General features: G+C 38.8%; 12 protein-coding genes and 2 pseudogenes. 10 read left to right on the forward strand and 4 right to left on the reverse strand.

Annotated elements, in window-relative coordinates:
• Positions 1-2 precede the first annotated feature (2 nt).
• From ACDG22_RS15865 to traK, 4 genes and pseudogenes are all read right to left on the reverse strand, one after another.
• A pseudogene (locus ACDG22_RS15865) lies at positions 3-128 on the reverse strand (DDE transposase); the annotation flags it as partial.
• Positions 100-1263, reverse strand: a complete 1164-nt coding sequence (traM, locus tag ACDG22_RS15870) for a conjugative transposon protein TraM (protein ID WP_178270099.1) — start codon at positions 1261-1263, stop codon at positions 100-102. The pseudogene ACDG22_RS15865 and the gene traM, both read right to left, overlap by 29 nt.
• Positions 1241-1660, reverse strand: a complete 420-nt coding sequence (locus ACDG22_RS15875; protein ID WP_178270089.1) for a hypothetical protein — start codon at positions 1658-1660, stop codon at positions 1241-1243. The genes traM and ACDG22_RS15875 overlap by 23 nt, the downstream gene beginning before the upstream one ends.
• 1 nt (position 1661) lies before the next feature.
• A pseudogene (gene traK, locus ACDG22_RS15880) lies at positions 1662-2045 on the reverse strand (conjugative transposon protein TraK); the annotation flags it as partial.
• Positions 2046-2325: 280 nt separating this feature from the next.
• Between traK and ACDG22_RS15885 the strand changes: the two are divergent.
• The 10 genes from ACDG22_RS15885 to ACDG22_RS15930 all read left to right on the forward strand — a co-directional run bounded on the left by ACDG22_RS15885 (position 2326) and on the right by ACDG22_RS15930 (position 11972).
• On the forward strand, positions 2326-4155 hold the full coding sequence (locus ACDG22_RS15885) for a DUF262 domain-containing protein (protein WP_007571455.1): 1830 nt from the start codon (positions 2326-2328) through the stop codon (positions 4153-4155).
• Entirely contained in the window at positions 4142-6463 is a 2322-nt protein-coding gene (locus tag ACDG22_RS15890) for a GmrSD restriction endonuclease domain-containing protein (protein WP_270230650.1), read from the forward strand. Before ACDG22_RS15885 ends, ACDG22_RS15890 begins: the two co-directional genes overlap by 14 nt.
• 3 nt (positions 6464-6466) lie before the next feature.
• On the forward strand, positions 6467-7402 hold the full coding sequence (locus tag ACDG22_RS15895) for a helix-turn-helix transcriptional regulator (protein WP_007571460.1): 936 nt from the start codon (positions 6467-6469) through the stop codon (positions 7400-7402).
• A 144-nt stretch (positions 7403-7546) separates the two neighbouring features.
• A complete protein-coding gene (locus ACDG22_RS15900) occupies positions 7547-8059 on the forward strand; it encodes a hypothetical protein (RefSeq protein ID WP_007571462.1) in 513 nt (170 codons plus the stop codon).
• Positions 8060-8081: 22 nt separating this feature from the next.
• Positions 8082-8306, forward strand: coding sequence for a DUF6140 family protein (locus tag ACDG22_RS15905; RefSeq protein ID WP_007571464.1), 225 nt, complete (start codon positions 8082-8084; stop codon positions 8304-8306).
• A gap of 78 nt (positions 8307-8384) precedes the next feature.
• On the forward strand, positions 8385-8906 hold the full coding sequence (locus ACDG22_RS15910; RefSeq protein WP_007571466.1) for an FtsZ/tubulin family protein: 522 nt from the start codon (positions 8385-8387) through the stop codon (positions 8904-8906).
• A 95-nt stretch (positions 8907-9001) separates the two neighbouring features.
• Positions 9002-10258, forward strand: a complete 1257-nt coding sequence (locus ACDG22_RS15915) for an RNA-splicing ligase RtcB (protein WP_007571468.1) — start codon at positions 9002-9004, stop codon at positions 10256-10258.
• A 226-nt stretch (positions 10259-10484) separates the two neighbouring features.
• The gene (locus ACDG22_RS15920; RefSeq protein ID WP_270230652.1) at positions 10485-11105 is read left to right on the forward strand and encodes a hypothetical protein; all 621 of its coding nucleotides are present in this window, start codon (positions 10485-10487) and stop codon (positions 11103-11105) included.
• 13 nt (positions 11106-11118) lie between these two features.
• The gene (locus ACDG22_RS15925) at positions 11119-11610 is read left to right on the forward strand and encodes a 3'-5' exonuclease (RefSeq protein ID WP_007571476.1); all 492 of its coding nucleotides are present in this window, start codon (positions 11119-11121) and stop codon (positions 11608-11610) included.
• Between the two features lie 2 nt (positions 11611-11612).
• Positions 11613-11972: a hypothetical protein gene (locus tag ACDG22_RS15930; protein WP_007571478.1), complete on the forward strand. Its 360-nt coding sequence runs from the start codon at positions 11613-11615 to the stop codon at positions 11970-11972.
• Positions 11973-12054: the final 82 nt, after the last annotated feature.

The raw sequence follows: 12054 nt of genomic DNA on the forward strand, positions 1-12054 counted from the left end.
TGTTATCCAAAGATTATGGACGCTCTGAACATAAAGAAAGGTAAATCCTGCACACCGCATAGTTGTGCTCTAAAGCCTTTCAACTTAGAGTTAAGAGATTCAGCATGAGCATTGGTTGATCTGTTTGAGCTTGACTTTATTTTTTTTGATTGCCTTGCTGACGGCATTACTGCTTTTCTGGACAGCATTGGAAATAGCTTGCGCTCCCCATGATGCCAGACTGTTTCCAGATGTGGTTGTATTGGTGAGTGTTGATGTATTGCTTAGCGCACCGCTACCCACATCTTTTGTAGTTTCACGGAACTGGCTGCTTGGAACATACAGTCCTTCTAATCCGTCTGTATCATAGAAGGCAAGGTTTACTTTGATAATCTCACCATCTACCATGATGCTTGTAACATTGCCTTTAACACGCTGTGAGCCAAAACCGCTCATAGTTGCATAAAGGTATGATCCTTTGGGAACAACAACTTCATTGATTTCCACATCATCTATTAATCGGAGACGGACTCTTGAGCCGTCAACTGCCTTGATGTTTTCATCTATGATGGCTTTAATTAACTTCTGCTCTTTTTCATTCTCACAGATAGTATTGAAATAGTCGGACGTTACTTTGACTTTCTTGACCACTTCCAGGGGTTCATCGTTATTTTCTTTTTCATCAGACACTTCCAGATTCTTTTCATTCATCTTTGTAAGTGTATCCGTATCAGTCGGCAAATTTGTAGCTTGCAGACCTTGCAATCTGGCTTGGGCAATAGCTCGGTTCAGCTCCTCCATGGCTTCTTGCTCACGTTGTTTACTGATGGTCAAGCGGTCTTCTTCAGAAGTACCGTCGCCTTGTGCGACTTCCTGACCTTTCTGTGCGCTCTCCTGTAGTTGTCTTTGCATCTCAGCGAGTTTCTCGGCTTCCTGTTTCTGAGATTCCAATTGTTTAAGCTCTTCTTCTGAATATTTTGAATCATACTCTTCTTTGTTGTTTCCTTCATTACGGTCAATGTTTCCTAAAGCAGTATAGTCATCTATTTTCCCATATGATTTAAGCATATTGTCATACTTTTTGCCAATACCATCGCCTTTCATGTTGGCATCAGGCAATTCCGGATTCAGATAATCAGTCGTAGTGAGTCCGTTAGGAGTTTCTGCCTTCTCCGTATGAAACAGATCTATGACAAAGTAACCGACAAACAACAGGGGAAAGTAGATGATTATTGGAATCATGTACTTTGGCTGCTTCCAGTTAATTTTCTTCAGTGCGTCCATCATTCTTTATGTTTACGTTGTTATTATTAGATTCGTCATTGACGGTAGAAAGTCCTTCGTGAAGACGGTTGGATTTTTGATTGCCCTTGTTGTAATATTTGCGCAATATCAGCTCCTGCCTTTCTGTGGCACTTTGGACGGATTGTTGCCTGTTAAACACAAATGCCATTCTGTAGATATTCAGACATAGACAGATTATGATAAGTCCGAAAACAATGACAAGAAACTGCTTCCTGTGGTTGTTGGCAAAGTTCTGAACCGTTCCGGCAAGCACATCAAGTTTCATCATACGTGCGAACTTGCGACCAGCATTGACTTCATTTTCGTATCTTTGCTTATATTTCGGATTATCTTTATCTGGCATCTTCTCTCCAACAAATAACTTTTTCCATCCCATATTAGTAGTTCATTTTGTTCTTTTGTTCAATATCCTTATTCATAAGTGTCCTCCAGTTTGTTATAAGCAATCCGTGAGGGTTATTGTCAGTTCTTGGTACACGTTTCAGCTGACCTGCAGTGACCAGTTCTCTGGTAAGAATGCTTGTCCGTCGTTCAATACGCTGTTTGCCATAATACATGAACTCCATCTTTTCCTTATCGAATTTTATACTGTCGCAGAATATGCTGAACACAGCACTCGTACCCATAATATTCGAGTAGAATCCTTTTTCCTTCAATGTATTATACTGGGCAAGACCCGTTTCGTCCACTAAATACATGGCTTTGTCCATTGTGTACTTGATATATTTGTCGTCTGGAGCCAGGGTGAAAAACAGATGGTGGACTTTCTTTATATCTTAGCGCAAATGACTGTATTACAATGATTTTGTATAAGTACAAGAAATGAGAGTAACAAACAAGACACATTTTAGGTGATTTATGAGAACTCAAAGGAACTTTACTTTTGGTGTTTGCAATGTTATTCTTGAGAAATTTAGGGGGATATAAGCATTCATTGCCCCTGTTATATGGGGAAATTTTATAAAAAAACGACAAACTGCCGTGTTTTGTCAGTTCTAATTAGTAACTTTGCATAGACCACTAAAAAACATATTGTGCGGTATGGAAAACGATATTCGTGAGTTCTTGTTAGAACCCAAGCCAATTAAGGTTGGTAAATTATGTTTGAAGAATTTCAACCTGAAAATTCCATCGTATCAGAGAGGATATCGATGGACTAAAAAGGAGGTACTACGACTTATTGAGGATGTATTCCTTTATGATGAGAAGAAGGATGGTTCTTTCTATTGTCTTCAACCTCTTGTAGTAAGACATATTGAGAGCAATGGAAAGCATGAATGGAGAGTAATTGACGGACAACAACGGCTCACGACCATCTATCTTATTCTGAAAGCAATCGGTTACGATAGTAAATGTTATTCGCTTGAATACGAGCGAGATAATATACTTAGGAGAATGTGTGATGAGGACTTCGACCCTGAATCTTCATGTGAAATATGGCACCTTTCAATGGCAAAACAGGTTATCGTAGAATGGATAAATCAGAATCTTGATTATAAGGAAATACTTAGGACGAATATACTTGAATATTGCAGATTTATCTTGTATGTGATGAAGGAGGACGAGCGATTGTCAGAAAAGGAGAAAAGCCAAATGGAACATGACCTGTTCAATAATCTTAATTCGGGCAAAATATCCCTTACCGAGAGTGAACTCATCAAGGCTTTGTTTCTCCACAATGTTGGCGAGACTAAAGCAGTAAAAGAAATCAAACAAATCTCAATGTCCGAAGAATTGGACATTATGGAACGCACTTTACGAGAAGATGAAATGTGGTATTTCCTTGCCGGGGATCAAGACAGGCCTTCGAGTTGTATTGACTATCTCTATAAAGTTTGGTATCTGTCAAAGCATGAAGAGATTCCCAAAGATGTAGATTATCCTCTATTTTCTTCTTTGGAAGATTCTATCACAGCCGATACAGAGATGATCAGGAAATGGGAAGAACTCAAAAAATGCTACCATATGATTACAGGATGGTATCGTGATCCGTTGTTATATAATCTCATTGGCTATCTTGAAGGAAGAAAATATCCTAAATATATGCCGCAGGATTATCCTCCGTTCCACGAACATCTGCTTGCGAAATTCTACAAATATGCAACAGGAAACAATGAACAACAGAAGCTGCCTACTCGAAAGGAGTTTATCGGCTATGTTAAACTACAATGCTCGCAATCAATACCGAAAAACTATTTGGAGGCTCGTTTTGATAAAGACAAAAATGAAGTGTTTAATATATTATTGCTCTTGAATATAGCAATGCTTGTCAATAACAAGAGCCCTTTGCTGATACAGGATTGCGGTAAGTCAACAGGAAAGGGAACTGAAACAAAAGTAAGCCGATTCCCATTCCATGTATTTCATACTGTAAATTGGAATGTAGAACACATCTCACCGCAAAACCCCAAAGACAAGTCTAAACTCCTAGAACGTCTTCGAGATTTGAAAATTGAATACCAAGAAAAAAGTCTACCCGATGAGATTGAAAAGCTCTGCAAAATGTTAAATGATTCGAAAAATAATCTTTCAGCCCTTGACAATGATGCAGAATATATCAGTTTGGTCAATAAGTTTGTAGCAGAGGGGGAAGATGTAATGCGTCTCAAAAATCTCACACTCTTGACGGAACATGATAATAAAGGTATAGGTAACAAATTCTATTTTGACAAGCGAAATTGGCTTAACGCATACCAAGCTAATGGAAGTTTCATACCAGCTGCAACAATAAATGTATTTAGTAAATGGCACACCCACTCACCAAATGGATTTGTGTTTTGGGATGAGAATGACCAAGAAGCCTACGAGAAAGCAATAGAAAGAACAATCAACGATTTTGAAAAATTTTGTAAGGACAATGGGACAGAATGATTCAAGAAAAACTCTTCAAGCATTGTTTGAAGAAGAAAAATATGACTATATTTACATTCCACGCATCCAACGTGATTATGCACAAGGAAGAATTGACAAAGAAGCTACTGTAATTCGTGACAATATTCTCGACGATGTGGCCTCTGGCAAGCCATTGTCATGGGGGATTGTTTTCGGTGTCTCTGAGGTGAGAAACATGATAGATGGAACAACCAAGAAATGTTTTATACCTATCGATGGACAGCAACGCCTTACTACGCTGTATCTTCTTTCTCTTTATGGTGAGAAGGTACACGGAATACCGTTCGGCTATTTACAGGGATTCAATTACGAAACACGCAGTGCATCGCGTGACTTCCTGACTGCTATAGCCGAGTATTGGAAAGGTGAGAAAAATGAGACAGTTGACTTAAAGAAGCATATACTCAATCAAGGTTGGTTTTTGAACTATTGGATTCTTGACCCGACAGTCGGTGCAACTCTTAATATGTTAAATGCCATTGACTCCCGTTTCAGAAAAGCCCCAGGCGTATTTCATAATCTTGATAGAATCAGCTTTGAATTCTTGGACCTTAAAAGTCTGGAACTCAATGAAACTCTGTATCTCAAGATGAATTCGCGTGGAAAGAAGTTGTCCCAATTTGACAAGATTAAGTCTGAAATTGATAAAATCCTGCCGGACGATATACAGGATTATGATTCCGAATTTTCGCTTTACGAAAAGGAAGATTCTTATCTGAAAGAACGTCAAGAACGTCATGAATGCCCCACATTTGCGGATAAATGGAGATATTGCTTGGACCGAGAATGGAGCAATCTTTTCTGGGATAGAAAAGCCCATAATTTCGACATTCCATTATTGGCATTTCTTTCTAATTGGCTTATCGCTCGTGCCGGAAAAGAATACCCATATTCAGACAATCTTCTAGGGTTGAACTACGATGATGGGAACTTCTTCTTGCCTTGGAAATATTTTGGGTACCTCTTAGACGCAAACAATGCAAAACGATACCTTGGGGAAATAGCATCTTTGTTAAACAGACTTTATCATAATCGAAATAACGGGATAGTAAAAGAATTGATCTCTATTCCAAAATCATATCCTGAACGAGCATTTAAGTTTGGTTTGCTTTCTTACAGTGGTAACGATTATTCTTCCAATGAGTTTGCAGAATGGAAGCGATTCATACGCAACTATTCAGCGAATACGGTAAGTGACAAGGATACGTTCTATGCTTATGTTAATAGAATAAGGGAAGACTTTTCTGAACATTCTACTGAGATTCTTCCTTATTTGGCTTCTCTTAATAAGGAAAAGGTCAATGAGCAAAATATGCAGCTTGCCGAAGAATACTTTAAGGCAACGGTCTTGCTAAATAACGAAGAGTTATCTGGAATTATCCGCCAGGCAGAAGAGCATCCCATACTCAACGGACGTTTGCGACCGCTTCTGATTGATGGTGATAAGTTTAATGAGACTACATTACGCAAAATATGGGACAATTTCCGACATTGGTTTGGCGAAGACGGTAAAGCCTTAGAGTTCAAAGATGGAGATGAAGAATCGCTTAGAAAGCGTTCGGCTTTTGCACGTGCGTTTACAAAGTGTATCGTAAGGCAAAATCAACTGTTCAATGACTGGCGTGTGCTTGATTTTACTGCTGGTACGCTCAAAGATAGGCTCCAACGAGAGAGATTTAATCTTATTTTTCGTACCTGTCTTTTATCAGAATCAGACAATCTTGATGACATTGAGGATTTGCCTTGTGAAAATTCCAATGAAATAGAGTTTATACAGGCCAAAGAAACGCTGCTTCAAGCTGGGATAATTGAAGGAATACTAAAATATGATGTTGGAAATCGTCTAAGGTTCAGATGGTATCACAACTCTTTATGTTTCTACCCTGAAAAAGGAAGAATTTCAGAAGATAGGATTGGAATTGACCGTGTGAATGATAATCCAGGTTGGGATCGTAACCGTAATCAGACACTGAAGTACTTGCAATCCCAATCATATATTATAGATGCGACACCTGTATCAGATGATGAATCTGTTGCTTTGTGGTGGGGAAACGACATCTGCTTCCATCGCTCTGACCATCCTGAGATAACGCTTTGCTGGACTTCTGACTATAACCTTGGAATCATTAACAAAGAATACCAATGGATAAAACGTCGAGTTTTAGTTGAAGGTAAAAATCTTAATTTTATGTTTGGTACCGTCGGAAAGAATGAATCAATAATTGAACGTGAAATCGGCACGTTAATTAAAGAGTATTTACAGGAACAAGAAAATATAAATGAGTAAATTATGGCAGCATCAGAATTATTCAACCGTTATATTTGGCTTGTTGATTTGATTTTTAGCTCAGGTGGGATTACACGAGAGGAAATCAGTAGTAGATGGTCTCGTAGTTCACTTAATTATAATAATGAACCTGAAATTCCTGAGAGGACATTCCATCGCCATAAAGATGCTATTAAGGAACTCTTTGATATTGATATTGTATGTGACCGTTCAGCAGGAAAAGTTTATAAAATAGCCAATAGTGATGACATTAGAAAAGGAGGAGTCAGAACATGGCTTATCAATACGTTTGCGGTAAATAATCTTATAAATGAGAGCCATCAAATAAAGCAACGTATTTTGTTTGAACAGATTCCTTCTGGTCAGCGATTTCTTACGCCTATTATTGAGGCTATGAGAGACAATCACACATTAACAGTTACGTATCAAAGTTTTCATCGAGATCGACCTTCAACTTTTGAGGTGGAACCTTATTGTGTCAAGGTATTCAAACAGCGATGGTATCTTCTTGCGCGAAGTACATATAACGGAGATATTCGTATTTATGGGCTTGATAGAATCCTTTCTATTGAACAGAACGATAATACATTCAACCTCCCAAAAGGATTTGATGCTGAGAGTTACTTTGATGATGTGATTGGTATCATTATTGGATCAGACGATAAGTTAGAGACAATTGAAATAGAAGTTTCAAATGGTCAGCAGAACTATTTTCGCTCGCTTCCACTTCATCACACACAGCAAGAAACATCCAAAGGAGAATACTCATCTACATTTACTTTTTTCTTGCGACCAACTTTCGACTTTATACAGGAACTATTGAGGTACGGGAGTGATGTTGAAGTAATCCGACCACTTGAACTTCGTAAGCAGTTTGCAAAGATAGCCAAAGATATGAATGAACTTTATAGTGATGATGGTTCTAAAAAGGTGTTATAATGTAACGTTTAGTTAATTGTAGGCGGATAGAATCCCGGTATTAGAGAAAATATCGGGATTTTTTGAAAAAATAATTTATACTGCCGCATAATGGCAGTTTTGTAAACTACCTTTGCATCAACAAAACAATTAAAGCTATTAAGTATGGGACAAATTACAAACAATGAATTCCTATCGTCTGTGCTAAATGCAGAGGTTTGGAAAAAAGTTTCAGACGAAAGCCTGAGCATGGAGATGATTGAGAAGTTTCAGGACAAGCTCGATTGGGAAACGCTGTCACAGAACCGCAATATTCTGTGGACAACAGCAGGTATTGCCAAATTTGCTGGCAAGATTAACTGGTCTGATTTTTCGCAGTACTGTAATGCGAACATTCTTACTGAGGAAAATCTTCACAAGTTTAAGGAGAAGTGGAACTGGAAAACTCTTTCGTCTCGCGATGAAATCTACAACAACTGGACACTACTTGACAAGTTTGTTGACATGATGGACTGGGCTGACATCATAGATAATTGGGACATTGAGCGTGCAGAGGAGTTCATAGAACGCTACCAGCAGTACATTCCTCTCAATAAGTTCCAGACCTCACGACTATGGGATAAACTCGTCGAGGTCAAGGCGGAGCGACTTCTCAAGGAAACGATTTACTCAATCTAATAAACTACTAAACTACAACAGTATGCCACTTTGGAAATTCACAACAAAGAACAAGCGTCAGTGCAATGGCGTGTTCGTCGAGAGAGGAATGACCGTTGAAGTCGTCACACCTACAACATCTAATCCCCTACACAACCCACAGGGGCGAGAACAGATTGCTGCCGCTTTCATGACAAAGTATGGTGTGGATATGAAGAAAGCGCAAATGCTCACTTCTAGTTATTTGGACTACACGATGTCGAAGTAGAAGCTAACAACTTTTATCATTAACAGGGGAATCATGATGCAACTATCGTGATTCCTCTATAAAATTATAACAAGAATTATGAAGAAAATAATAGCTGTTGGAAACGCTGGTGGTAATATCGCTGATTCTATAAGAAAACAAGGAATTGGTGTTAGAGATGCCGAGTTCGTCTATTATGATACTGATACGGAATCCCTCTACAAACATGGTAAAAAGGAAGATACACATATCTTACTACCCAAAGAAGCAAATGCAGAAGAGCATTTTGACGCTAGTCTCAATGGCGTTGACACTCTAATTATAACTGCTGGACTCGGAGGTAATACAGGTAGCATTTATGCACCTTGTATCGCATGGTCTAGTGAAGATATGAATGTGGAGAATGTAATAGCTTTTGTCTCGATGCCGTTCACGCTTGAAGGTGAAGACAAACGTGCTATTGCTATGGAAAGTCTTGAAAACTTAAAAAATCTCTGTGATGAAGTCATTGTTCAGGAGAATGATAAACTTGATGGAGAACTTGGCATTACCGATATGGATGCTGACCTCTGCTACAAATATGCAGAGATGTCTAAAAGACAGAAGAGTAATCAAAAATAAACCATCATAAAATGTCAGATTAATGCTGTATTTTCGTCCAAGATAAGTCTTAGATAGGTTGTATACTGAATTTACCCCCCTAGTACTGAATAGATATGAAAACTATAGAAGGATATGACGTGAAGATTTTCACGGATAACATTGAAGAACGCGCATTGGAGCAAGTCAGAGGTTTGCTTTCCATTGGCGTGTTTTCTGACAAGAAGATACGTATTATGCCGGACGTTCATGCTGGTGCGGGCTGTGTCATCGGGTTCACGGGTAATCTTGGTGACAAGGTTATCCCGAACATCGTGGGCGTGGACATCGGCTGTGGTATGCGTGTACTTGAATTTGGGAAAATAACAGATATAGATTTCCATGCGTTTCATGAGTTTATCCATAGCAATGTGCCTTCCGGTATGATTGTGCGTGAAGACCGCTTTGGTTTCCGTCCTCTTGTGGGTGAAGAGATGGACATTTATCGTGAAGCAAAGCAGATAGTGACAGAAATGCGTTGCTATCGCTCACTGAAAGATAGTAGCCGTATCTATAAAGCTATCGGTTCGCTCGGTGGTGGCAACCATTTCATCGAGCTGGATAGAGATGATGACGGTAACGTGTATCTTGTTATCCATACGGGTAGTCGGAATCTTGGCAAACAGGTGGCGGAGATTTACCAGGCAGCAGCAGTTCACCACATGACGGAAGGCTATGACGAGTTTGAGGACTTAATTAAACGTACTATAGAGGAGTACAAGGCTGCCGACCGTAGGGCGGAACTTCAGTCTGTCATTAAGAGAATGCGAAAGGAACATAAAGAAGCCGAGCCGAAACTTCCTGCGGATCTCTGTTATTTAGAACATCAGGCTAGAGAAGATTATCTTCACGACATGCGTCTTTGCCAAAAGTGGGCAGTACTTAACCGAAAACTCATCTCCATACTGCTCCTTAAATTCTTCCCGGATGTAGAGGTTTTGGAGGAGTTTGAGAGCATACACAACTATATCAGTGATGACAACATGGTGCGCAAGGGTGCCATATCTTCCGCCGAAGGTGAACGCTGTATTATCCCGTTGAATATGCGAGACGGTTCTTTACTATGCACAGGTAAGGGCAATCCGGATTGGAATTGTTCTGCACCTCATGGTGCCGGTCGTGTGCTCAGTCGTACACAAGCTTATGAGCAAATCAAGATGGAAGACTTCGAGGAATCCATGAAGGGAATTTACTCTGAGAGCGTAAACGACTTCACCCGTGACGAATCTCCCATGGTTTATAAACCAGCCGAAGAGATAATTGCCAACATTGCAGACACGGTCTGTATTAACAATATCGTTCGACCTATTTTTAACTTTAAGGCATGTAAATAATATGCATGAAGCCAAGACATATAGACAATACATAGAACAGACACCTTTCGAGAGTGTTTGGGGTGTTTTACGAGTTCAGTATGGTGAGACAGAAGATGTTAGGCAATCCTATATTGACTTATGCGAGGAACTTAAAACTTTACCCCCGTCTCCTAAATGTAAACCTATTCAAATTAAAAGCGTATATAACTCTCAAAGAGAAACGGAATCAGAGAAGTTTTTATATTTGAACGTATTTCATGTTTGTTATCGTCAAGAAGCACTAATAGACCAAATTGTCAAAATCGAATCTACTATAGAAGTTAAGGACGAGGAAGTTCTTGCTTTAATACTGTATATGTCAACTTTGCATGGTTTTGAAACCGGTAAGCAAGCTGATAAGGCAATGGGTAACTGGTTGAAATCTTTGAAGGATGACGAGAAGAATTCTATTCCGCTATCGACAGAAAAGGATAAGGCAGAGTCCAAAAGTATAGAAAGAAAAAGACACTATTTTTGGAAATATACCATCGGCAATGACTATGCATACGATTGGAGTTTTATTCTTCAAATTCTGGAACGTAAGATAGAATACAATATCGGTTACTGGTATTATCATCAACGATATGTTGGATGGGATAAAGATGTAGCACGAATGGAATTGTGCTGTCAACTAATTGACATTGTTGTTGATGAGTCTTATCGGAAAATTCCCATTGTGAATTACAAAAACGCATATCGTTTCAATAAGGAGTTTGAGTTGTCGGATGATAAAGATATTATGAATCTTCATAAACTTCGTAAGAAAAAGGCATTCCACCTTATTTTTAAGTTACTGGATAAAGAGATGTGTAGATGGTGGGATTAAAATTTGTAATAATATGACCGATTTCGCAGCAATAGATTTTGAAACGGCTAACCAATGTCGTTCAAGTGTGTGCAGTGTAGGGGTTGTTATCGTTCACGATGGCATGATTGTAGATAGATTTTACAGTCTTATTCAACCGACACCAAACTACTACACTCATTGGACTACTGAGATTCATGGTTTAACACACAATGATACGGATAATGCTCCTATCTTTCCAGAAGTTTGGAAGCAAATAAATCCACTCATAAAAGGGTTGCCACTTGTGGCTCATAACAGCCCTTTTGATGAAGGATGTCTCCGCTCTGTATTTAAAACATACGAGATGGAATACCCCGAATATCCTTTTTATTGTACCTTAAAAGCTTCGCGTAAACTCCAACCGGAATTGCCCAATCACCGTCTTGACACAGTCGCTGAGACTTGTAATTTCAATCTTACTAATCACCACAATGCTATTGCTGATGCAGAAGCCTGTGCTGCCATAGCATTAAAACTTTTGTAGCAATGGGAAAAAGTAACTTATTTCACTTTGAGACACCTCGTCCTTTTGCAAAGATTATTGGCATAGGGGATGGAACGGAGTCTGTACTGAATGATATTAAATCAGAATATGGCAAGAATATCAACGCTATAAAATACGAAAAGGATAATTATAATATATCATCGACAGAAGAAAGACTGACAATTATAATTATTGATGAAATTAATGTCAATCTTTCCGAAATGCTTAACGCGATACCTAATACATCTGGACTATTTCTAATAATGAGTCCTTGCGAGATTACCTTGCAAGATATGCTGATGGAGTGTTGGTCGCCAATAAGTCTGAAATTACTGATGGAGTTAGGGCTATTCTTGATATGATTTTTTTGCCAAACATGATTAGCCTAGACTTTTATGATATTTGTTATATCTTAAAAGATTGCAAGAGGTTTAAAGTTATCAG

The organism is Phocaeicola coprocola (genome assembly GCF_041333015.1).
Classification (GTDB): domain Bacteria; phylum Bacteroidota; class Bacteroidia; order Bacteroidales; family Bacteroidaceae; genus Phocaeicola; species Phocaeicola coprocola.